Source organism: Curtobacterium sp. MCBD17_008, assembly GCF_003234475.1.
Classification (GTDB): domain Bacteria; phylum Actinomycetota; class Actinomycetes; order Actinomycetales; family Microbacteriaceae; genus Curtobacterium.
Map to the genome: position 1 here is coordinate 107,219 of NZ_QKTK01000009.1, position 21,750 is coordinate 128,968.

The window sequence follows — 21,750 nt, forward strand, 5'->3', positions numbered from 1 at the left end:
GCGGGTCTGGACGCGCGAGGGCAGGATGCTGCGCGGCGTCCCGGGCCACCCCCGTACGCTCGGGCGGGTGACGACGACGACAGAGTTCGACGACCAGGACCGGTTCGACCACGTGCTCGGCGCGGTCGCCGCCGTGCTGGACCCGTCGCTCGACGTCCTCGACGCCATGACCCGGGCGGTGGACGCATGCGTGCGGTGGACCGGGTCCGCCGAGGCGGGGATCGTCCTGGCCGACCGGTCCGGCGTCCTGCACGTGATCGCCTCGACGAGCGAGCGGGGCATCGACGCCGAGGAAGCCCAGCTCGGCACGAACGAGGGGTCCTGTCTGGACTGCTACCGGACCGGCGGGACGATCGACGTCCCGGACGTCTCCACGAAGGCCGCGGAATGGCCGACCTTCGTCCAGACCATGAGCGACCGCGGACTGATCGGCACCTTCGCCGAGCCCATCCGGCTGCGGACCGCGACCATCGGATGCCTGTGCGTCTTCGCGGACCACGACCGGGGACACGACGACCAGGACGTCGTGATGATCCAGTTGCTCGCCGACGCGGCCTCCGCGGCTCTGGCACGCCACCGCGCGCAGGGGACGCAACGGACGCTCGACGAGCAGATCGCGGACGCCCTGGAGGCCCGGGTGCTGCTCGAACAGGCCAAGGGCGCGTTGGCGTACCGGCGGGACGTCCAGATCGACGAGGCCTTCCGGGTCCTCCGGGACGGCGCCGTGCGCACCGGCCGCGGTCTGCGCGACGTCGCCGCGGACGTCATCCAGCACGGGGCCGACCTGCGCGAGCTCGCCTGACGGTCGGCCCCGGTCATCCTCAGATCGAGACGGTCCGCTCGACGACCTGCCGCGCGGTCTCCGCGAGCGGCACCTGGTGGGACCGCGCGTAGGACCGGAGCATCACGAACGCCTGGTCCATGTCGACCTCGTGCGTCTGCGCGAGGAACCCCTTGGCCTGCTCGATGACCACCCGGCTGTCGAGCGCCCGCTGGAGCTGGTCGCGCGCGATGGTGGCCCGCTCGAGTCCGCGCTGCTGCAGGATGCTGATGGTCGCGACGTCCGTCAGCGCCTGGGCGGCGACGATGTCCTCGTCGCCCAGCGCACCCGGCCGCTCGCGGTAGAGGTTCATCGAGCCGAGCGTCTCGTCCCGCAGACGGAGCGGGATGGCGTGCACCGACGCGTACCCGAACCGCTCCGACGCCGCTGCGAACGCTGGCCACCGTCGGCGCAACTCGGCGGTGCTGCCCACGGTGACGACCCGGCCGGTGCGGTAGGCCTCGACGCAGGGACCTTCGCCGGCGTCGAGCTGCATGACGCCGACGAGGTTGCTCCGCTCGCTGGTCGACGCGACCAACTCGAGTTCGTCGGTCCGGGTCGCGAGCATGATGCCGGCCGCGGTGACGTCGAACAGGTCCGCTGCCTTCCCCACCAGCATCTGGAGCAGTTCGATGACGTCGTAGTCGTCGACGAGGGTGTCGGCGAGGGTGACGAACGTGTCGACGAGGCGTTGCTCTCTGCTCTGCGTCATCAGCGGTCTTCTTTCCGTGCGGGGTCGTTTGTGCGTGGGTCTCGGAAGTCGATGCGCCGCTCGATGACGGCTTCGGCGATGGCGCGGAGGGGCTGACCGTCCGCGAACGCGCGTGCACGGAGGACCAGCAGCGCGTTCTCCGGAGTGAGGCCCAGCTGGGCGACCACCATGCCGGTCGCCTGGTGCACGTGACGCCCGGACGAATGCGTGACGGAGACGGCGGAGGTGGCGATGCCGCCTTCGAGGTCACGCGTCGTCGTGTACAGGACACGGAGCGCGGCCAGCCCGGCGAGCAGCTTCGCCTCGGAGAGCTCGGCGGGTGCGAGCGGCTGTGTGTCGAGTCGGTACAGCGTCACGGCGCCGATCTCGAAGGTGCCGACGGCGAGCGGGAACGAGAGCAGCCCGGCCCATCCCGTCGCCCGCAGGGCCGCACGGGTGGACGGCCATTCGTCGTCGGTCGTCTCGCTCAGGTCGTAGGCGAGGACGGGAGCCCCACTCCGCAGCGCCGACCAGCCCGGACCCTCGCCGAGGAGCACCTGCTGTTCGTCCGACTCCGCGGCTCGCGGATCAGAGGCGGCGATCACGGCGCTGCCGAAGGGCCGACCGAGCGTGGAGAGCGCGGCGCCGGCCACCGGGAGGACATCGACGAACGCACCCGCCAGGGCGTCGTCGTCGCCACCCTGGAGGCGACGGGCTGCGTCGGTGAAGGAAGTCATCGTCGGCCCCGGGCGAGGGAGCCCGTGAAGGTGGTGGTGGTCATGGGTATCAGCGCTCCTGCGAGAAGTGGCTGCAGCGCGGGGGCTGGGTGCTGAAGCGGACACCTTCAGCCTAGTCGCGCGGACTCCACCCACTCCGAGGTGCGCTCGGTTAGCGTTCCGGTAGCCCCAGACCCCGGCCGCTCGATCCATCAGATCCATGGCGAACAGCTGGAGCATCCTGTGCGCACATCACGTCGTCCCCCGTCCGCCGCGCGCCCCGTCCTCCGGCGCGCGAGCCTCCGTCGCACCGGCCGTGCTCGCCTGCGCCGCGTCGCCGTCCGCCTGGTCGGGGCCGTCGTCGGCCGCAGCGGGGCCGTACCGGACCAGGACCGCTGCCCGCGGACGCTGCACGGGCACCGCTGCCAGCTCCGTGAGGGCCACCCCGACTTCCACGCGGTCGACGACGGCTCGATCCGGATGCGCTGGCACGACCGCACCCTGCCCACCGACGACTGGGTCCTCGACGCCTTCGAGTCCTGACGGGGCACGGGCCGACGACTAGGCTTCCAGCGTGCTGCTCTCCGACCGCGACATCGCCGCTCAGCTCGACCAGGGCCGGATCGGCCTCGACCCGTACGACGCCTCGCTCGTGCAGCCGTCGAGCATCGACGTGCGGCTCGACAAGTACTTCCGGCTGTTCGACAACCACAAGTACCCGCACATCGACCCCGCCGAGGACCAGCCCGAGCTCACCCGCCTGGTCGAGACCGACCCGGACGAGGCGTTCGTCCTGCACCCGGGTGAGTTCGTGCTCGGGTCGACGTTCGAGGTGGTCTCGCTGCCGGACGACATCGCCGCACGACTCGAGGGCAAGAGCTCGCTCGGCCGACTGGGCCTCCTGACCCACTCGACGGCGGGCTTCATCGACCCGGGCTTCTCCGGACACGTGACCCTGGAGTTGTCGAACGTCGCGACCCTGCCCATCAAGCTGTGGCCCGGGATGAAGATCGGGCAGCTCTGCTTCTTCCAGCTGTCGAGCCCGGCCGAGAAGCCGTACGGGTCCGCCGAGTACCAGTCGCGGTACCAGGGGCAGCGCGGGCCGACGCCGTCCCGTTCGGCACTCAACTTCCACCGTGCGGACGTGTCGCGCTCGAACTGATCGAGCCCCTCCGTAAGCGTAAGAAATACGGAATACTGTGTATGGTGGCGGCATGCCGCCACGCCCTCCTCGTGCGTCGCCGATGACGCTCTCCGCCGCCGCGATCATCCGCGAGGCACGGCAGCGCGCCGACCTGACCCAGGTCCAACTCGCCGCCCGCGCCGGTGTCACCCAGAGCGTCATCAGCACGTACGAGAACGGCCGCCGGGAGCCCTCACTGGCAGCCCTGCAGCGGCTCCTGCTCGCTGCCGGGTTCCGGACGGCGATCGACCTGCAGCCCGTGGCCGAACCGGCACCGCTCCGACGACTGGTCGCACGGCACCGGGACGAGCTGTTCGGCGTGCTGCAGCAGCACGGCGCGGTCGGCGTGCGGCAGCTGCTCGACGGCACGGAGCGAGCCCACCCCGACGAGTGGGCAGCAGACGTCGTCCTCGTCGTGGAGCTGGCCCCTGCCGCCGGGATCTTCGCCCTCATGCGGATGCAGGACGAAGCGGAGCAGCTGCTCGGGGTGCGGGTCGAGGTCCTCGCCGCCGATGCCCTGCCCTCCGACGTCCTCGACCGGACGGTCCCGCTGTGACCAGGGCGGTCGAGCGGTCGCTGGACGACGTCGTCACCGCGTGCGCGCGGATCCAGGAGTACGCCGACGACCCGACGTTGCCCGAGGCGGTCGTCGCGGACGCCGTCCGGATGCGCCTCGTCGACATCGCGTCCTCGGTCCGGGAGTTGCCGCCAGCGATGACCGCGACCGAACCGACCATCCCCTGGGCGCGGCTGGCGGCACTCGGAGAGCAGCTGACCCGCCGACCGTCCGACACCCCCGCCTCCGTCCTGCTGAACACCGCCCGCACCGACGTCCCCGCGCTCCGCGACGCCGTCGAGCGGCTCCGCGGCCACTGCCCCTGACCAGGAGCGACGGACCGATCAGTCCCCGTGCACGATGCACACCGCATCGAGGTCGAGCGATGCCTCGAGGGCCGCGGTGACCCCGGCCTCGCCGTCCGCGCCCAGCGGCGTGACGGTGTCGACCCACCACAGCGGGACGGACATCGCCGGGGCGTCCGGCAGGAGTCGGGTGACCTCGTCCAGGGAGTCGACCCGACGGACCCCGAGCACCGTGATGACCGGGTGCGTCGCGTCGCGGCAGACCTGCGTCATCGGGCCGTCGTCGAGGGCACGGACGCCCCAGGAGTCGTCGTGCAGGAGCAGGGCTTCGGCCACGTCGCGGACCTCGACCGGGCCACGACAGAGCAGGGTCACCTCACGCGGCACCCTGCGACCCCTGCCCGCCGTGCTGCATGGCGTGCGCCCCGAGGGCGCCGTCATCGTGGGCCGGGTCGAGCGGGGCCCCGCCGACGAGCTGCAGGAAGCGGTCCTCGTCGATGCGGTCGAGGAACGACTCGAGTGCGACCCAGCCGTCCTCGAAGCGGACGACGAGCCCCTCGCCGACCTCGCCGGCGAAGGTCTCGGTCGTGGTGCGGACGGGCGGCCATTCGCCGCGGCGGTCGAGGAATCGGGTGGCCTCGGGGCCGACGATCACCGCGAGCGGCTCCGGCTCGCCGTACGAGACGGCGCGGACCAGGTGGTCGGCGTCCCCGCGGCGCTGCATGACCACGCCGAACACCGGCTCGACGTCGCTCGCGACCCGGTGCACGGCGTCCAGCAGACGACCGGCGAGCCCGGGGTCGGTACCGCCCTCGGGCACCGTGAGCACGGCGGACATCGTCTCGACGACGACCCCGTCGGTCAGGTGGGCCGTCATCGTGGCGGAGATGCCGTCGCCGACGGCGTAGGAGGTGCTGATGCCCGGCGACTCGTGCTTCGCGTACTGCGTGACGACCCAGCGGTCCCAGGCAGAGGTGAGCGGCTCGGAGGTCCCCCACCGTGTCGGGCAGGTGTCGACGGCGGCGCAGAGTGCCTCGATCGCGGAACCGATGTCCACCGACCGCTCGTCGTGGTGGCGGAGCGTGAGGTCGATGCTGATCTGCCGGACCGAGCCCCGGGCCTCCCGGTGCTCCGGCGACGGGTCGCCGAGCAGTTCCGGTCCGTGCTCGACGAAGTCCTCGATGCCGGCGGCGGGCACGCCGGTGCGCCCGTCGCGGAGCTCGCCGTCCGGCCCGCGGACCGACCACGCGGCACCGTGGGTGCCGAGCGCGTGCCGGAGGGCGGGGGTGAGCGCAGCCTCCGGGCCGGTCCGCAGGACGACCGTGCGACCGGAGGCGGACGCACGACGCAGCAGCGAGTCGAAGGACTCCGTCAGCCAGACGACCGGGGCGCTCGAATCCACCACGATGGCCGGTCCGACCACGTCGTCGATGAGGGGATGCCTGACCATCCGGTTCCTCCTCGGTTCGGTCGTGCTGACACTCGCTTGGTCCTCTTGGACGGTACACACGGCGTCCGGGAGTGTCCGCGGAGGACGGCGGCTCACAGCGGAGAGACAGGGGCGGCCGGGAGGCGCGGAACACGTCCGCCCCGCGGCTCGCGGGAGCGCTCGGCTGGCATCCAGCGGATCATCCGCTAGGCTGGTGCGGTCCCGTTCGACGGGATGCGCGAGTGTAGTTCAATGGTAGAACTCCAGCTTCCCAAGCTGGTAGCGCGGGTTCGATTCCCGTCACTCGCTCCGTTTCTCGACCGGTGTCGCTGCTCAGCGCGGTCATTCTTCTCTCGATTCGGCTGAGACTCACCCCCTCCCCCGCTGGCTTCCGAGCGGAACCGCTCCCTGTTGACTCTCGGGACATACGAACTCCATGCCGAGGCCAGGGCAACGGGGGATGTCCATCCTCGGTGCGACCGGAGTCTCGCCGTGGCGGCGACCGACGACCGTCACCGGACGGTCTGCTGCACGCTCTTCCGTCGGTCGAGCTCGGCGAGCATCGTCTCCGTCTTCCGGAGCACTCGTGGAGTGGTGACAGCGGTGCCGATGAACACGGCGAGGAAGAAGACCGCACCGATCCAGAACAGCGGCTGACCGGTGACCGCGAGCCAGATGGCGAGGGCGGTCATCGGCAGGTACAGCAGCGGCGCCGCCCAGCGCAGTGGCGAGTACTGCCGCTGATGGTGCTCCACCGCGCGCCGCCACTCGTCCACGTCCACGTCGGCCGGAACGGTGCCGCGGCGGACGGCCCGGCCGAAGTCGGGTCGTCGTGCTATCCCGCCGTACCCGCGTCGTGTCCGCCCGAGCCACAGCCCCATCCCGACGCCATACAGTGCCCCGACCAATGCAGACACGAGCGCTCGAGCTCCGATGCCGAGTTCCGGCGCGGTGACGAACGTGAACGCGAACCACAGCGCGGCGAACAGGACCGCCATGATGACTCCGACGATCCACGTCGGCAACTGCTTCGTCCACCCCATGACCGACAGCTTGGCACGACCACCCGGCGGTACGGCTTCCCAGCCGTGTCGGTGTCGTCACCGAGCATCGCCGCGCGCTGGCTCACGCCGGCCGCTCCTCTGCTGGCGTCAGTCCGTGAGTGTGACGTCATCCCACACGAACGTCGTGGTCGTACCGGTCTCCCAATCGCGGCGGAGCACCGCGTACGCCGCCGACGCCAGCGCAGGCCCGCCCTCGACCGGCCACGACTCCCGGTAGTGCGCTTCCTTCACCCACCCGGCACGGAGGAACACCCGGCGCATGGCGATGTTGTCTTCGCGCGTCTGGCCCTCGAGCCGTGGCACGGCCGGCATCGCGCGGAAGACGTGATCGGTCACCGCGCGGAGCGCGACCACGCCCAGACCCTGCCCACGGAAAGCGGGCGCGAGCCGGAGATCAAGCAGTGGCGACGGCTCTTGCAGGTCTTCGAGCACGACCAGACCGATCCGACCGGCGTCATGGTCATCGATCCACCACGACTCGTGGTCCTCGTCGCGGAAGGTGCCGGCGTCGAGGACACGCTCCATGTCCGCCCGCCCCGGCCGAGCGCGCACGTGGAAGGGGAACTCCGCCGACGTGTGGAAGGCGATCAGGGCCTCCCGGTCCTGGCCCTCCGGGTCGGTCCTGGTCAGGGTCACCGTCATGCACCTACGGTACGCAGCCCGCTCCGCAGCAGTGCGGTGTGCTCAGAACGGCAGCACGCCGCCTCTCAATAGGATCTGAGACATGCCCACACCTTGGATGCAACGCACCGGCCGCACCCCCGGCGGGGTGATCGGGGCCGTCTTCAACGTCGTGGTCTGCGGCGTCATCGTGGTCGCGCTGCCGGTCATCGCGCTCACCTCAGGTCGGGACCCGGGCCACATCGCGTTCGCCGTCGTCGGGTTCGTCATCGCGGTCGGTCTTGAAGCGGTGTTCGTCCGGAACCTCCGCAACCAGCTCGCACGCCGGAGAGGTTGATGAACCCGCAACTCATCTTCGGGATCGGCGGAGCCGTCGCCGCACTGTGGGGTCTGACGATCGCGATCTTCAACCAGTGGGCGCAGAAGCTGGGCGGCGACCAGCTCGCGAACGGACGCCCGTTGACGCCAGGCTTCGTCCGGTTTATCGGGATCGTCATGGCGGCCATCGGGACCCTGTTCGTCGTCCTGGCGGTCACAGGGTTCCTGCCGGACCACGGGTCGTGGCGGTGACCGGATCTCGCGACCACGCGTCGACCGAGTCGATGAGTCTCGGAGCAGGTGCCGATGACAGCAAGCGAGCGCAGTGGTCGCCGGACTGTGTCCGCACCGATGCTCTGGGCTCGACGATGTGATCGCCGGGCCCGCACGCCGTCGGCTCCTCGGTGGGGGGCGATTCTGGGTCCTCACGGGTTCGGCCGTGGTCACCGGCGCATTCCTCTTCGCGTTCGCTCTTGTCGCAGCCCACGGCAGTCTCGTCGGTGGGGACCACGGTTCGGGCTGCTCGGGACACGACCCGTCCGTCGTCGGTGCACGATTCGAGGAAGAGGTCGGAGGCAGTGTGACTCCGTCGTCCTGGCCACTCGGCACCGACTGCACACTGACAGGACCGACGGGACAGCAGGTGACGTTCCTCGAGGACGACTGGACGCTGACGGTGATCGCGGGGACCGGCGTCGGTCTGTGCCTGAGCCCCGCACTCCTCCTCCCGTTCGTGTGCGCACCGAGGCGACGGGCAGCACGGTCACGAGCGTCGTGGGCACGGAACATCCGGTAGCGGATCCTGACCGGAGCCCTCGTGGACACAGCGGTCAGCATCCTTGCTGCTCCAGGCGACGCGTGGGCGAAGGAGGATCGCTGCGATCAGGTCTGGACGCGGACGATCCAGCTCGTGATCGCGCCGTGATGGGGTCGGCGATCCCAGAGTGAGGACACGCTGTGCTGCTGTGCACCACCAGCCTCTGGCATGCGCGCGCCACCCTCTGCTGGGTCGCGGGAGCTGACGTAGCGAGCTGAGACCTGGTCGATGCGGGTGACCGTCCCGGTGACGTCATGCCAAGTCAGTTGGTCCGCGTCGTCGCGGTCCTCGGCGGTGAAGTCGAGCTGGAGTGACACGCTCCTCGGCTCGGTGAGGGGTCGGTCGACCCATCGCTGATCCATCTCGACCAGCGACCACCGGATGCGTTCCCCCACGGCGACGTCGAAGCCGTCCGCGTCGACCTGCCACTCGGGCAACCACACATCCACTTCCCCCACCGCCGGCTCTGGAACGAAGTCCTCGGGCGGCACCGCGGGCACCGGAACGCCCGCTCTCGTTGACGGAACCGTGATGCCTGCAGGCGCTCCGAAGATCGCTTCGTACTGACGGCGCGTGAGCACGCGGTGTTCCGATCGGTGCTGCTCGGACCCACCACTCAGGAGCATGCGCCCAGCGTAGGACTCGCCTGGACGACGAGTGGCGCCCCGAACGGCATCAGGCCGAACGGTCGGTAGCCGATCGGCGACCGATACGGGTACTGAGCGGTCGGATACGCCTTCTTGTCCGCCGCTAGCCTGAACGGATGAACAAGCCACAACAGCAGGGAGCCGCCGACCTCGTGGGCCTGCTCATCGGCGCTCCGCTCGCCGTCATCGGCATCCTCGTGTCCTTCGTGGCGGGGAGCACATCGGCAGCCATCCTCGGGAGTGCCGTGCTGCTTTCGGGAGTGATGCTGGTGTGCAGCGCGCTGCTCATCCGCGGGTTGCGCCGGCCATAGGGACGGACCGTCGGCCGCGGATCGTCTGAGGAAGCCGGAGTCGAGGGCGTCGCGGCGGATGAGCGCCACGTCGTCGACGAACATCCCCAGCAGTGCGGACAGGCTGTGTTCCGCAGGGCAGGCACGCGGAGAGGGCAGGAACTCGAGATGAGTTCCTGCCCTCCGGAGGTGACCCGGTTCAGCCCCAGGGTGCCGGGGTCGGGGCGTCTGCAGGGGCGTTGAGCTGGCTCATGAGGCCGGCGAAGTCCTCGAGGTGCCATGTGGTGACGATCTTCCCGTCGCGCACCTGGTGCACGTCCATGGTGCGCATCTCGATGCGCTTGCCGGTGGGTTCGTGTCCCATGAAGGCACCCTGGTGCGTGCCCGAGACGGTGTTGCGGACGGCGACCTTGTCGCCCTGGACGATGACGTCCTGGTGCTCGACGGCGTAGTCGGGCATCGCGTGGCGGAAGAGCGCGATCTGAGCGGCCATGCCGGCGGGGCCCTGCTGCTGGCCGGGTGCGAGGGGCAGGTCCGTCCAGTCCTCCGCCAGGACCTCGTCGTAGACGGTGGTGTCTCCCGTGCGGAAGGGCTCGTAGAAGGCCCGCACGACGTCCTCGGTGGCGGTGCCGTCGGTGTTGTCGTGCTCGTTCGTGGTGCGCATGCGTGTTGCCTTTCGTGGTGGTGGAGCAGGGTGGGGGATGGGCGGGTGGCGGGGCGGCCGAGCCGCGAGGAGTGGCGTCCGATCTAGCCGAGTGCGAGGACGAGGCCTGCGATGACGAGCACGAGTGCCGTCGCCGCGTGCACGCCGAGGGCCTGGCGGAGGGTTCCGCCGTTCGTGACGACGATGACGGCATCGCCGATCGGCGTGATCGCGGCGGCGAGGAGCGCCCAGCCGAACACGTGCGGGTCGGCGACCAGCAGGACCACCAGCGGCACGATGCCGGAGGTGATGTCGCGGACGCCCTTGATGCTCGTGAATGCTCGCCGCCGGTCCTCAGCGACGCCGAACCCGGCGGTGGCGAGCGCTGGAGCCACGAGGAACCGGCCGCCGATGAAGAGGATGAAGAGACAGCCGAGGACTGCGACGACGAGGGCGGTGATGACCATGGGAGGAGCCTTCCTGACGTTGGATAACGCTGTTCTCCTACGAAGGTAACGACCGCGCGAGAGTTTGTCTACCGCTGTTATGTAACAGCTTACTGCTACCCTTGGTGCATGTCTCCACGACCTGCTCCTGACCTCGATCTCCGGCGCGACCAGATCCTCCGGGCGGCTCGCAAGGTCGCGGAAGCCGAGGGGTGGGAAGCCGTCACCATGCGTCGGCTCGCGTCCGAGATCGGGGTGACCCAGCCGGTGATCTACTCCGCGTTCGCCGGCGGCCGCCAGGCGCTCATCGACGCCGTCGCGCTCGCCGGGTTCGAAGCGATCGCAACAGCACTCGAGGGCGTACCCGCGGAGCCACTGGAGCGGATGCGGGCCTACCTCGACTTCGCCGCCGACCAACCGCGCGTCTACGAGGCGATGTTCTCGATGCCGTCGGGCCTCGAGTTCGGTTCCGGACGCGGCCCGGACGCGCTCAAACGCGCCTTCGCCGGGGTCCGCGCGGCGTTCCCCGACCCCGACGACACCGAAGCCGAGGTGGCCTGGGCGACGGTCCACGGTCTGGCGACCCTGGAGAACAGCAAGCGGTTACCCGCAGCGCGGTCGCGTGCGCGACTCGACCACGCGCATCGAGCGCTGAGCGGAGGCTCGGGAGCAGGACGAGCGAGTGGCGGTCACACCCCCACCAGTTCGTAGGAAGACCCGTCCGCTGATCGGCTGAGGAAGCCGGGATCGACGGCGTCGCGTCGGACGAGCGCCGCGTCGAGCGGACCACCTCCGCCCTGACGGACGCCCTACTGTTAAGGCATGCCCCACGCCCCGGCAGGACAACGCTCCACTCAGTCGACGTCGCAGCTCGACCACGTCGTCATCGGCGGAGGTGTCGTCGGCGCCGCAGCGGCCCGGTCCCTGGCTGCTCGCGGGGAGCAGGTCTTGCTCGTGGAACAACACGACCGCGGGCACGAGCACGGCTCCTCACACGGAGCGACGCGGATCTTCCGGATGGGCTACACCGAGCCGGACTACGTCACCCTCGCGCAGCGCGCCTGGGACGCCTGGGCAGCGCTCGAGGCCGCGTCCGGTCGGACCCTGCTCGACCGCACCGGGGCCGTCGACCACGGTCGGCCCGAGGTCATCGACGCGATCGCGCACGCACTCGAGTGTGCCGGCGTGCCGTTCGAGCGACTCGACCTCGACGAGGCCGCGGCCCGCTGGCTGGGACTGGCGTTCGAGGGTCATGTGCTCGCGCACGGCACCGCCGGCCGGATCCGATCGGCCGAGACGATCGAGGCGCTGCTCGACCTGGCCGCGTCCGACGGAGCGGCCCTCCGCTTCGGGGTACGGGTGACGGGGCTCGACGACCACGGCGACACCGTGACCGTCCACCTCGACGACGGAACCGCGGTGACGACGCCGAGCGTCGTGGCGGCGGTCGGTTCCTGGGCGCCCACGCTGGTCGGCGAGGTGTTCGCCGGACGCGGGGCGAGCCTCCCGGCCATCCGGGTCACGCAGGAGCAGCCGGCGCACTTCCCCAGCCACCTGCCGGACGACGCGTGGCCGTCGTTCGTGCACTACCCACTCGACGGCTGGGACGTGTACGGCCTGCTGACGCCGGGCGAGGGAGTGAAGGTCGGGTTCCACGGCATCGGCCCGGTCGTCGACCCCGACGCTCGCGACCGGACACCGGTCGCCGCCGAAGTCGAGCGGCTGCAGGCGTACGTGGCCCGGTTCGTGCCGGGCGTCGACGCCACGGCTCCAGCGCTGATCAGCTGCCTGTACGACAACTCCCCGAGCGACGACTTCGTGATGGACCGCCGCGGACCGCTGACCGTCGCGACCGGGTTCTCCGGGCACGGGTTCAAGTTCGCGCCGGTGCTCGGGGAGATGCTCGCGGACCTGGCGACCGGCGGGGCGCCGCATCCGCGGTTCACGCTCTGAGCCGTCCACTCGGGTACCGCCGCGCGTCAGCTCTGCTCGTGGTCGGCGCGCTCCGGGTCGTCTTGGGAGCCGTGGCGCCGGTCCTGCATGAGCTCCTTCGTGCGGAGCAGCCGCAGTGCCGTCACGAGCACCAGCCCGCCGAGGACGTTGAACAGCAGCGTGTAGCCGAACCACCCGAACCACTGCCCGTACGTGATGTCCTCGCCGGACTGGATCGCGCCGAACACGAGCAGCGAGTCCAGGATCGAGTGGAAGAGCTGCAGGCCGGCGAGCAGGAAGCCGCCCGCGACGGCGGCCACGAGCTTCGCCGGGTCCGAGTCGGTGCCCTGCTGCATGCGGGTCATCAGCGTGATGGTGCTGCCACCGAGGACGGCGAGCACGATGCTCTGCAGGCCGAACGGCGCGTCGATGAAGTGCCGGGCCGACTCCGCCAGGGTGACGTGCCACTGCGGGAACGCGTGCACGACGAGCCACATGAAGAGCCAGCCGCCCGCCAGGTTCGCCAGGAGCGTGCCGCCCCAGAGCTTCACGAGCTGCAGCACGGTCCCCTCGCGGGCGACCACGGCCGCGACCGGCATGAGGAAGTTCTCGGTGAAGAGCTCGCTGTGCGCCAGGTGCAGGGCGATGAAGCCGATGCCGAACGCGAGTCCGGCGAGCAGGTGACTGTCGGTCTCGGTGAGGACCGCCAGGTACGCCATCACGCCGAGGCCGACCTCGAGGCCGCCGAAGAAACCGGTGACGAGGACGGCACGGGTCGTCCGCTGGAGCCGCTCGGCGCCCTCCTCGATGGTCGCGTCGAAGGACTCGGCGAGCTCGTCCTCCACGGGTGCGTCGGTGGAGCCGAGTTCACGGCGTCGGTCGTCGGTCATGACGGCAACGGTAGGCGGAGGGTGATGTGCGCGGTGCCGAGGGGTACGCGGATCATCACATGCGCGGTTCTCCACAAGTCCCGTGGCGAGCTCGTGTGGGCAACTACCGTTCGGGGATGCGGGTGGGACTCTACGTCGACGGCTTCAACCTCTACTACGGCGGTAGGGGCCTCTGCGGACGCGCTTCAACCGGGTGGAGGTGGCTCGACCTCCGCTCCTTCGGTGAACGGCTCGTGGCCCGATCTGGATGGCGCGGTGCGGTTCTGGAGCGCGTGGTCTTCTGCACAGCGCGTATCAGCGGTGTCGGGAACGTCAGCGGGCAGCGTGATCAGGACACCTACCTCAGGGCCCTCGCTGCGGCGCGGAGCGTCGACGAGCTTGCTTTCGGGAACTTCGTGACCCGCGTGACAGCAGCGCCGCTCGCCGTTCCGGACCGCCGTGGCCGCCCGACACTCGCACGCTCGGACTGGCCCGTACAAGTGAAAGACGCAGACGGGGCGGACGTCCCAGGCGCATCGTTCATCGTGTCGGTCGCCCGGCGTGAGGAGAAGGGGTCGGACGTCAACGTTGCCTCTCACCTCCTCATCGACGTGCTCGACGGGCGCGTCGACGCCGCCATCGTCGTCAGCAACGACAGCGATCTGGCCTTCCCGGTGGCGCATGCCCGGACCCTCGTTCAGGTCGGCATGGTCAACCCGACCCCGGGCCCGACTGCCGGACGGCTGCGTGGGGACTCCGCCGCCGGTGTCGGTGGGCACTGGTGGTACACCTTGCGGCCGGAGGACTTCAGCGATGTCCAACTGCCAGAAGAGGTCGGGCGGCTTCGGCGCCCTACCGGTTGGTGACACTCGTGATGTGTGTCATACTGGAGCCACCCACCCGGCGTCTCTGGCGCCGGGTCTTCCTTTTCTCCACCGTGCGCCCCAGCGCGAGATCGGGCCCCTCGGCGCCGGTAGCGTGACCCCATGCGCGTCGTCATCGCACCGGACTCCTTCAAGGGCACCGCGTCCGCGGCCGACATCGCCGCGGCCGTCGCGGAGGGCTGGCGGACCGAACGGCCCGACGACGAGCTCGTCCTCCTCCCGATGGCCGACGGTGGGGAGGGCACGATCGACGCCTTCGCCGCCGCCGTCCCCGGCAGTGAGCGCGTGCCGGTGCGGGTGACCGGACCGGACGGTCGCCTCGTCGACGCGGCCTGGCTCCAGCTGCCGGACGGCCGCGCGGTCGTCGAACTCGCGGCGACGAGCGGGGTCGGTCTGCTCGACGAGCCGGAGCCCGACTCCGCGCACACGACCGGCTTCGGGCAGGCGGTGGCGGCCGCGCTCGACGCCGGGGCGACCGGCCTCCTGCTCGGCATCGGCGGCAGCGCCTCGACGGACGGCGGGATCGGGGCGCTCCGGGCGCTCGGACTCGGGATCGCGCTGGACGACAGCGCCGACGCCGACGCCACGAGCGCCACCGGCGGCACCCTGCTCGACCACGTGGCCGCGGTCGACCGCACGTCGCTGCGTCCGCTCCCCCCGCTCGGCGTCACCGTGCTCAGCGACGTGACGTCACCGTTGCTCGGTCCTGCAGGCGCAGCCGCCGTGTTCGGCCCGCAGAAGGGCGTGACCCCCGATCGCGTCCCCGTGCACGAGACACGTCTCGCCCGCTGGGCAGCGCACTTCCCCGAGATCGACCCGGCGACACCGGGCGCCGGGGCCGCCGGCGGGACGGGATTCGGCCTCCTCGCGTGGGGCGCACGAGTCGGGAGCGGCGCGGGAGCGGTCGCGGAGGCGCTCGGCCTCGCGGACGCCGTGGCCGCCGCCGACCTCGTGGTCACCGGCGAGGGGCGCTTCGACGGGCAGACGGCGGCCGGCAAGACCCCGACGGTGGTCACGGCGATCGCGGCCGCGGCCGGGACGCCGGTCGCGCTCGTCGCGGGCGACGTCGCTGCCCGCCTGGACGCGTTCTCGATCGCGGCCTCGCTCACGGTCATCGCGACGCAGACGACGGGCGAGCCCGACGATGCACTCCGCGACCCGCTGCGCTTCGCGCGCATCGCCGGCGAGCGGATGGCGCGCGCCCAGGGCTGACCTCGGCGGTCGCCCGCGCTCGCGCCAGCGCCCGCGCCCGGCCCACGCTCGCGCTCGCGCTCGCGCTCGCGCTCGCCCGCGCTCACGTCCGGGCGAGCGAGCAGCCGCAGGACGAGCGGAGGGACCACGGGTCCGGAGCCGGCCCCGGACGCGCGACAGCGAGCGACGGCCACGACGCGCACGACGCGCGCACAGACGGACGGGAGGCCCGGTACCAGCTTGCACCGGGCCTCCCGTCCGTCATCCGCCGCTACCCGAGCCGACTCCGACGACGCCGCACGACCGCGGCGGTCGCGGTGATCCCGGCGCCGAGCAGCACGAGCGCTCCGGCGACGAGGCCCCAGCGGGCCGGGTCGACGTCGGACCCGGTGGAGGCCAGGCCGCCCCAGCGCCCGGGCTCGGCCGGTGCGCGTCCGGCGTCCGCTGCGGGCCGGGCGAGGACCCGGAACGCAGCGCTCACCGTGACCGCCGACGTCGCACCGCGCGCCTGCACCTCGTGGGCACCGGGCCGTGCTGCCGACGGGACCGTGAAGGTGCCGCTGAGGACGCCGTCGGCGTTCGCGGTGACCGTGCCGAGCGCGAGGGGCTTGCTGTGCAGGGTGAGGGTGACGCGCTCGTTCGGTGCGAAGCCGCTGCCGGAGTAGCCGACGACGGTGCCCTCGGTGCCGGCCTCGGCGAGGAGCCGGAACTCCGGCGCCCACGAGCCGTGGCCGCCGCCGTGCCCCGGACCGCCGTTGCCGCCGCCGTTGCCGCCCCCGTTCCCGGAGCCGCCGCCGTTCCCGCCGCCGTTGCCCCCGCCGTTGCCGGGGACGACCACCTGGAAGGCCACGGTCGCCAGGGTCGCCGACCGGTCACCGATCGCCGAGACGCTGTGGCTGCCCGGACGACCCGGAGCCGTGACGTCGAAGGCGACCGACCCGTCGGCTGCGACGACCGCGGTGGTGCCGGTGCCCTCTCCGTCGACGGTCACCGTGACGGTCTCACCGGCGGCGAAGCCGGCACCCGTGACGTGCACGGCGGCCCGCGGACGGACCCCCGACCCGGCCGAGGTGGTGAGCGTCGGCGTCCACACCGGAGCCGCCGCGATCTCGACCGGGGTCCGCACGCTCGCGCTGCCGGTGCCGTCGTCGACCGTGACCACGGCCTCCCGGCTGCCCGCCGTCGCGTAGGTGTGCGCACCGGTGACGGTCGCGGTGCCGTCGGTGACCGTGACGGTCGCCTCCTCGAGCGGGGACCCGTCGCCCCAGTTCACGGTGGCGGTCGTGGTGCCGGTCCCGATCGTGCCGCCGGTGGCGGTCGCGAGCGTGCCCGAGACCTCCTCGCCGGCGGTGCCGCTCAGGCGCGCACCGGCCGTGGCCGTGAGCGCTGTCGTCGGCACCCGGGTGCCGTTCGTCGCGATCGCGAAGACGTGGATCCGTCCTGCGCTCGACGGCGAGCCGGTCTGGGTCGGCAGGGTGATCGACACGGCCTGCTTGCCGGCGGGCACGGTGGTGACGGGGGTCGCGAAGACCCCTGCCGCGATCCGGTCGCTGCCGTTCACCCCGACGGTGCGGTGGTCGCTCGACGCGACGACCGTGTTCCCGAACCGCGGCGTCGCGAGCGAGGCCGCCCAGTCGCCGAACTCGATCGGCAGGTCGGCGGTGGTCCCGTCGGAGTACCGGATCGTGCCGACGGTCTGCTGCGCCCGCTCGTTGGCGGTGCCGATGACGGCGAGCTCGGTGATGTCCGTGCCCGTCGGGACCGGGATGGTCTGGCCGTTCCCGGTCGCGTTGTCCGGCTCGCCGGGCTCCACGGCGGGCAGGTCGAACGTCAGGTCGGTCCCCGGCACGGTGTTCGTCGTGCCCTGGACGAACCCGTCGGCGGCGAGCGCCGATCGGGAGAACCCGCGGCCGCCGAAGTCGCAGTTCGCGGCCTGTCCCGGGTCACCGAGGCAGACGTTGTCGAACGCGCCCTGGAGGCTCGGTGCGGTGCGCGAGACCGTCACCGGGACGTCGGTGCTCGCCATCTCCGTGCCGGAGCGGACGACGACGTGCACGGTGTGCTCGCCGACCGTCGTGAAGGTGTGCTCGCCGGGCACCTCCCAGGCACCGAGCGCCGACCTCGTCGGCGTCACCTGCTGGGGGTCCGACCCGTCCTGCCAGTCGACCGTCACCGTGTAGTCGGACGCCTCGGTGCCCGGTCCGGTGATCGCGGCGAGGTCACCCGTGAACGACTGCCCGACCTCCTCGGTGAGCCCGGGCGTCGGTTCGACGGCGAACGCGCTGGTGGTCTTGCTGCTGTCGGCGAGGAGTTCGAACTCCCCGATCGACGGCGCCTTCCCCGTGCTCGTCCCGGTGACCGACAGGCGGTACCAGGTCAGCGCGGCAGGGTGCTCGATCGTGGTCGGACGGGTCTGGAGCGGCGCGTCGAAGGTGCTCTTCGCGACGGTCGACAGCGGCACCCACGTGCTGCCGTCGCTGGAGCCCTCGAGCTTCCACGAGGTGGGCTGGCCGCCGCTCGCCGCGGTGGTGAGCGTGTACTGGTCGACGGTCACCGGGCCCTGCGACGACTTCCACGTGATCGCCGGGGTGGCGCTCGAGAAGGTCGTCGCGGTGAGGGACTCGTCGTCGGTCAGTGCGCCGACGGCGGTGTCGTCGTCGCTCGTCATGACCCCGAAGCCGGAGGTCGTGGCGTCGACGAGCGGCTTCGGCGCGACAGCCGGGGCGTCGAGCCCCTCGGCACCCTGGGTCTTGCCGGCACCCCAGTTCGACGCGGTCGACCCCATGCGGAAGTCGAGCGTGCCGCCCTTCGCGATGGCGGACTGCGCGATGACCGCACGGTCCAGGGGCTTCCCGTCGAACGAGGCCGACTGCACGTAGACGTTCTGCGCGCTGTTGCCCGCCGCGTTCACGCGCAGGTCGCCTCCGGGCAGGTGCACGGTCGCCTGCGAGAAGAGCGGCGAACCGATCGTGTACTGACCGGAGCCCTGGGCGAGCGGGTAGAGGCCGAGCGCCGAGAACACGAACCACGACGACATCTCGCCGTTGTCCTCGTCCCCGGTGTAGCCCTGCCCGATGTCGCTGCCGACGAACAGGCGTCGCATGCTCTCGCGGACGACCTGCTGCGTGAGCGAGGGGTCGCCGGCAGCTGCCGCGATGTAGGGGATGTGGTGCGAGACCTGGTTGCTCATGCCGAGCTGGCCCATGCGGACCGACCGCGCTTCGAGCATCTCGTGGATCTGCCCGCCGTAGGAGCCGACGTTCTCGGCCGTCTCGGGGGTTGCGTAGAACTCCTTGAGCTTGGCGATGAGCTGCTCGTCACCGCCGTACAGGCCGGCGAGGCCCTGCACGTCGAACGGGGCGTGGAAGGCGAAGTTCCAGCCGTCCGTCTCGGTGAAGGCGCCGCCCCACTCGGCCGGGTCGAACTCGTCCGCCGGGACCTCGAACGACCCGTCGGCGTTCCGGCCCTGGAAGAACCCGGCGTCCGCGTCGAACAGGTTGACGTAGTCCTCCGCCCGGTCGTGCAGGTACGCCGCGGCGGTCTCCAAGTCCTGGACGCGGTCGGCGGGCGTGGCCGGGTCCTTCGCCAACGCCTCGGCCATCTCCGCGAGACCGTGGTCGTTGATCGTGCCCTCGAGCCCCCACGAGACGCTCTCGTGGAGCGAGTCCGGCACGTAGCCGAGGAAGGCGGACTGGTCGAGCGCCTTGCGTCCGGCGCCGGAGACGTCGGTCGAGACGGTCGTGGCGTTCTTGTACCCGGCGTCGAAGGCCTCGAGCGCGGTCTTCGTGTCCACCGCACCGTCGAGGTACGCGGTCGCGAAGGCGACGTCGGAGCTCGTGCCGGTCATCAGGTCGGCGTAGCCCGGCGAGGACCAGCGCGGCGTCCATCCGCCGTCGCGGTACTGCTGGACGAACCCGTCGACGAGCTCCTGCGCGACGTCCGGGTAGAGCATCGAGTAGAGCGGCCAGACCGTGCGGTAGGTGTCCCAGAAGCCGTTGTTGACGTAGACCTTGCCGGCCTTCACGACGGCGTTCGTCGTGGTGGCGGTCGCCGCGCCCTTCGGGGCGACGTTCGGGCTGGCGTGCTCCCAGACGGGTGCCCCGGCGGTGCCGGCGTTCTCGTGCTGCGAGTTCGGGTAGAGGTTCATCCGGTAGAGCGAGCCGTAGAGCGCCTGGAGCTGCGTGTCGCTCGCGGCGGACTGCGGCACGGTGACGACACCGAGCCGCTCGTTCCACTGGGCGGCGGCGGCCTGCTGGACCTGCTCGAACGACTTGCCGGAGAGCTCGAGGTCGGCGTTGTGCCGCGCCTGGTCGAGGGAGATGAACGAGGTGGCGAGGCGGAGCTCGACGACGTGGTCGCCGGTCAGCCCGGAGAACGAGGCGTAGCGGGCGCTGCTGCGGTCGCCCGCGGCGGTGCCGGTGCCGGACGGGTCCGTGTCGAACCGACCGGCGAAGAACATCCGCGTGGCTCCGACGGACAGGCCGGAGCCGCCCTCGGTCCACCCGGTCACGGTGCCGTCGTCGCCCATCGTGATCGAGGTGCGCTCGTCGGAGCCGACGTTGTCGAGGACGACGCTGCCGCTGCTCGCCGGGAAGGCGAACCGGAGCACGGCGCCGTGGTCGCTCGGGGTGACCTCGGCCACCGTCCCGGACGTGGTCTTCACGGAGTACAGGTCCGGTCGGGCGACCTCGTCGGCGTGGTCGAACGCGAGTCCACGGGAGTCGAGGGAGGCGTTCGGCGTCGCGCCCGAGGTCGACGGCATGATCGCGAGCTGGTTGCGGTCACCCATCCACGGGCTCGGCTCGTGGGAGATGCCGATGCCCTCCAGGCGCGGCAGGTTGTCGGCGTCGTTGTCGGACTGCCACGAGTACTCCCACGACTGGCTCGACGCGTCCGTCATCGGCGTCCAGAAGTTGAAGCCGTTCGGGACGGCCGCGGCGGGGATGTTGTTGCCCCGCGAGAAGCCGCCGGAGGAGTTCGTGCCGCGGCGGGTGTCGACGTAGTCCGTCAGGCTCGAGCCGTCGATGCGCTCGGCCGCCGGGTCGATGCGGATGTCGTCCACCCAGCCCTGGAACTTCGTCGACGCGCTGGTGCCCGCGGCGTCGTCGTCGTACGTGAACAGCACCTTGTCGACGGTCTTGCCGGCGAGTGCGCCGAGCGGGATCCGGATGGAGTTCCACTGGTCGACGAAGAAGACCTTGCCGGCACCGAGGGCCTCCGCCGAGACACGGTTGCCGTTCTCGTCGGTGACCTGCGGGTCCGCGGACACGAGCGAGCCGTCGGTGAGCTGCAGGTCGACCGCGGCGTAGGTCGCCGGGTAGGTGGTGTCCCCGTTCAGCTCGGGGAAGAGCTTGTAGCTCAGCTCGCTGTCCGCGGTGATCGGCATGGCGACGTGTTCGTAGAGGACGTTCGTCGCGCTCGCCGGGCCGGCGGCGACGTGGGCGCCGGCGTAGCGGAGCGCCTTGGTCCCGCTGAACCCGACGGTCGAGCGGATGTTCAGTCCGGAGACCGGCCCGTTGCCGACCCGGGTCACCATCGGGCTGGGCGGGGGCGGGGTGGTCGAGCCGTCGGAGATGCTCCAATCGGCGAGCTGGGTGATCCCGTCGCCGCTGTTCTTCGTGATGCGGAGGCGGTACCGGTCGTACGAGCCGGGCGTCGCCGCGGTGTACGTGTTCGTCTTCCCACGGCCGCTGAAGGTCTGCGCGGTCTGCGTGTCCACCGTGGTCCACGTGGTGCCGTCCGTCGAGCCCTCGAGCGTCCACGCCGACGGGTCACGGCCGGGGGCGTCGTTGGCGCTCGTGAGCGAGTACGCCCGCAGCGTCTCGGGCTGGTCGAGCCGGTAGGTGACGACGCCGGTGTTCCGGAAGGCGAGCCACTTCGAGCCGGCGTTCCCGTCCGCCAGGCTGGCGGCGACCTCGTTCGGCGGGTTCTCGGCGTCGGCGGTGACGCCCGTGACGTGACCGAGGAGGCTCCCGGGCGGCAGCGTCGACCCGGTGACGGTCGTCGACGGCGTCAGCGGGGTGTTCGCGAGGGGTGCCGTGTCCCCCGCCTCGAAGGAGGTGGTGAAGGGTCCGGACGCGGCCTGCGCCGGCACGGCCCCGAGGAGCGCACCCGATGCGGCGAGCGCCGCCCCGAGCACGACGGCCGTGGCGCGGGTCCCGAACCCGCCGCGCCGACCGCTGATCTGGTGCATGGTCCGGCTGCGCCGGGAACCGAATGACGACATCGTCACCTTCCGAGATTGGGGAGGAGTGACGCCGCGTCGACCATGACAGCGTTGTCACACCCGACGTTTCTAACGGTTCCGTGTGAGTCGTGTCAAGGAACG

The 21,750-nt window shown here is 71.3% G+C and carries 23 protein-coding genes, 1 tRNA gene and 1 pseudogene; 13 read left to right on the forward strand and 12 right to left on the reverse strand.

The features are described 5' to 3' along the window. The first annotated feature begins 67 nt into the window (after window positions 1-67). On the forward strand, window positions 68-802 hold the full coding sequence (locus tag DEI95_RS10150; RefSeq protein WP_181419439.1) for a GAF and ANTAR domain-containing protein: 735 nt from the start codon (window positions 68-70) through the stop codon (window positions 800-802). Window positions 803-821: 19 nt separating this feature from the next. Here DEI95_RS10150 and DEI95_RS10155 read toward each other — a convergent pair whose 3' ends face one another. Together DEI95_RS10155 and DEI95_RS10160 are read right to left on the reverse strand one after the other, a co-directional pair. Then, window positions 822-1,532: a GAF and ANTAR domain-containing protein gene (locus tag DEI95_RS10155; RefSeq protein WP_110823264.1), complete on the reverse strand. Its 711-nt coding sequence runs from the start codon at window positions 1,530-1,532 to the stop codon at window positions 822-824. Continuing rightward, window positions 1,532-2,248, reverse strand: coding sequence for a GAF and ANTAR domain-containing protein (locus DEI95_RS10160; RefSeq protein WP_181436273.1), 717 nt, complete (start codon window positions 2,246-2,248; stop codon window positions 1,532-1,534). Before DEI95_RS10160 ends, DEI95_RS10155 begins: the two co-directional genes overlap by 1 nt. A gap of 222 nt (window positions 2,249-2,470) precedes the next feature. On the opposite strand from DEI95_RS10160, the gene DEI95_RS10165 reads away from it, so the two are divergent. The 4 genes from DEI95_RS10165 to DEI95_RS10180 are packed head-to-tail and all read left to right on the forward strand — an operon-like array spanning window position 2,471 to window position 4,292. Next, window positions 2,471-2,770 (forward strand): hypothetical protein, encoded by a 300-nt coding sequence (locus DEI95_RS10165; protein ID WP_110911182.1) that lies wholly within the window; start codon window positions 2,471-2,473, stop codon window positions 2,768-2,770. 31 nt (window positions 2,771-2,801) lie between these two features. After that, window positions 2,802-3,389 carry a dCTP deaminase gene (gene dcd / locus DEI95_RS10170; RefSeq protein ID WP_110823258.1) on the forward strand — a complete coding sequence of 196 codons (588 nt, stop codon included), beginning with the start codon at window positions 2,802-2,804 and terminating at the stop codon, window positions 3,387-3,389. Between the two features lie 52 nt (window positions 3,390-3,441). After that, window positions 3,442-3,966: a helix-turn-helix transcriptional regulator gene (locus DEI95_RS10175; protein WP_111060155.1), complete on the forward strand. Its 525-nt coding sequence runs from the start codon at window positions 3,442-3,444 to the stop codon at window positions 3,964-3,966. Next, on the forward strand, window positions 3,963-4,292 hold the full coding sequence (locus DEI95_RS10180; protein ID WP_110890646.1) for a DUF86 domain-containing protein: 330 nt from the start codon (window positions 3,963-3,965) through the stop codon (window positions 4,290-4,292). The genes DEI95_RS10175 and DEI95_RS10180 overlap by 4 nt, the downstream gene beginning before the upstream one ends. 18 nt (window positions 4,293-4,310) lie before the next feature. On the opposite strand, the gene DEI95_RS10185 is transcribed toward DEI95_RS10180, so the two are convergent. Both DEI95_RS10185 and DEI95_RS10190 read right to left on the reverse strand, forming a co-directional pair. Continuing rightward, entirely contained in the window at window positions 4,311-4,646 is a 336-nt protein-coding gene (locus DEI95_RS10185) for a hypothetical protein (protein WP_110890645.1), read from the reverse strand. Between the two features lies 1 nt (window position 4,647). Continuing rightward, window positions 4,648-5,721 (reverse strand): DUF6177 family protein, encoded by a 1,074-nt coding sequence (locus DEI95_RS10190; RefSeq protein WP_111060156.1) that lies wholly within the window; start codon window positions 5,719-5,721, stop codon window positions 4,648-4,650. Between the two features lie 217 nt (window positions 5,722-5,938). On the opposite strand from DEI95_RS10190, the gene DEI95_RS10195 reads away from it, so the two are divergent. After that, window positions 5,939-6,009 (forward strand) — tRNA-Gly (locus DEI95_RS10195). A 203-nt stretch (window positions 6,010-6,212) separates the two neighbouring features. Here DEI95_RS10195 and DEI95_RS10200 read toward each other — a convergent pair. Both DEI95_RS10200 and DEI95_RS10205 read right to left on the reverse strand, forming a co-directional pair. Further along, window positions 6,213-6,743, reverse strand: a complete 531-nt coding sequence (locus DEI95_RS10200; RefSeq protein WP_111060157.1) for a hypothetical protein — start codon at window positions 6,741-6,743, stop codon at window positions 6,213-6,215. Between the two features lie 108 nt (window positions 6,744-6,851). Next, on the reverse strand, window positions 6,852-7,406 hold the full coding sequence (locus tag DEI95_RS10205; protein WP_111060158.1) for a GNAT family N-acetyltransferase: 555 nt from the start codon (window positions 7,404-7,406) through the stop codon (window positions 6,852-6,854). Window positions 7,407-7,488: 82 nt separating this feature from the next. Between DEI95_RS10205 and DEI95_RS10210 the strand changes: the two genes are divergently transcribed. Beyond that, window positions 7,489-7,722, forward strand: a complete 234-nt coding sequence (locus DEI95_RS10210; RefSeq protein ID WP_146243644.1) for a hypothetical protein — start codon at window positions 7,489-7,491, stop codon at window positions 7,720-7,722. After that, window positions 7,722-7,955, forward strand: coding sequence for a hypothetical protein (locus DEI95_RS10215; protein WP_110823201.1), 234 nt, complete (start codon window positions 7,722-7,724; stop codon window positions 7,953-7,955). Before DEI95_RS10210 ends, DEI95_RS10215 begins: the two co-directional genes overlap by 1 nt. 630 nt (window positions 7,956-8,585) lie before the next feature. On the opposite strand, the gene DEI95_RS10225 is transcribed toward DEI95_RS10215, so the two are convergent. Continuing rightward, complete coding sequence (locus DEI95_RS10225; protein ID WP_146243645.1) at window positions 8,586-9,101, reverse strand: DUF6578 domain-containing protein; 516 nt, start codon at window positions 9,099-9,101, stop codon at window positions 8,586-8,588. A gap of 182 nt (window positions 9,102-9,283) precedes the next feature. Here DEI95_RS10225 and DEI95_RS10230 point away from each other — a divergent pair, with 182 nt between their 5' ends. Beyond that, window positions 9,284-9,478 carry a hypothetical protein gene (locus tag DEI95_RS10230; protein WP_110823197.1) on the forward strand — a complete coding sequence of 65 codons (195 nt, stop codon included), beginning with the start codon at window positions 9,284-9,286 and terminating at the stop codon, window positions 9,476-9,478. A 178-nt stretch (window positions 9,479-9,656) separates the two neighbouring features. Here DEI95_RS10230 and DEI95_RS10235 read toward each other — a convergent pair whose 3' ends face one another. Together DEI95_RS10235 and DEI95_RS10240 are read right to left on the reverse strand one after the other, a co-directional pair. After that, a complete protein-coding gene (locus tag DEI95_RS10235) occupies window positions 9,657-10,121 on the reverse strand; it encodes an ester cyclase (RefSeq protein ID WP_111060162.1) in 465 nt (154 codons plus the stop codon). Between the two features lie 83 nt (window positions 10,122-10,204). Next, window positions 10,205-10,567, reverse strand: coding sequence for a DUF4267 domain-containing protein (locus DEI95_RS10240; RefSeq protein ID WP_111060163.1), 363 nt, complete (start codon window positions 10,565-10,567; stop codon window positions 10,205-10,207). A 108-nt stretch (window positions 10,568-10,675) separates the two neighbouring features. On the opposite strand from DEI95_RS10240, the gene DEI95_RS10245 reads away from it, so the two are divergent. After that, complete coding sequence (locus tag DEI95_RS10245) at window positions 10,676-11,257, forward strand: TetR/AcrR family transcriptional regulator (protein ID WP_111060164.1); 582 nt, start codon at window positions 10,676-10,678, stop codon at window positions 11,255-11,257. Here DEI95_RS10245 and DEI95_RS17105 read toward each other — a convergent pair. Next, window positions 11,236-11,292, reverse strand: a pseudogene (locus tag DEI95_RS17105) (hypothetical protein); the annotation flags it as partial. The gene DEI95_RS10245 and the pseudogene DEI95_RS17105 overlap by 22 nt on opposite strands. Window positions 11,293-11,368: 76 nt before the next feature. Here DEI95_RS17105 and DEI95_RS10255 point away from each other — a divergent pair. Continuing rightward, complete coding sequence (locus DEI95_RS10255) at window positions 11,369-12,499, forward strand: FAD-dependent oxidoreductase (protein ID WP_111060165.1); 1,131 nt, start codon at window positions 11,369-11,371, stop codon at window positions 12,497-12,499. Window positions 12,500-12,525: 26 nt separating this feature from the next. Here the strand turns inward: DEI95_RS10255 and DEI95_RS10260 are convergent, their stop codons facing one another. Beyond that, window positions 12,526-13,368, reverse strand: a complete 843-nt coding sequence (locus DEI95_RS10260) for a formate/nitrite transporter family protein (RefSeq protein WP_111060166.1) — start codon at window positions 13,366-13,368, stop codon at window positions 12,526-12,528. Window positions 13,369-13,484: 116 nt separating this feature from the next. Between DEI95_RS10260 and DEI95_RS10265 the strand changes: the two genes are divergently transcribed. Together DEI95_RS10265 and DEI95_RS10270 are read left to right on the forward strand one after the other, a co-directional pair. After that, window positions 13,485-14,213, forward strand: coding sequence for an NYN domain-containing protein (locus DEI95_RS10265; RefSeq protein WP_110823185.1), 729 nt, complete (start codon window positions 13,485-13,487; stop codon window positions 14,211-14,213). A gap of 120 nt (window positions 14,214-14,333) precedes the next feature. Continuing rightward, the gene (locus DEI95_RS10270) at window positions 14,334-15,443 is read left to right on the forward strand and encodes a glycerate kinase (protein ID WP_111060167.1); all 1,110 of its coding nucleotides are present in this window, start codon (window positions 14,334-14,336) and stop codon (window positions 15,441-15,443) included. A 250-nt stretch (window positions 15,444-15,693) separates the two neighbouring features. Here DEI95_RS10270 and DEI95_RS10280 read toward each other — a convergent pair whose 3' ends face one another. After that, window positions 15,694-21,615, reverse strand: coding sequence for a GH92 family glycosyl hydrolase (locus DEI95_RS10280; protein WP_220036648.1), 5,922 nt, complete (start codon window positions 21,613-21,615; stop codon window positions 15,694-15,696). Window positions 21,616-21,750: the final 135 nt, after the last annotated feature.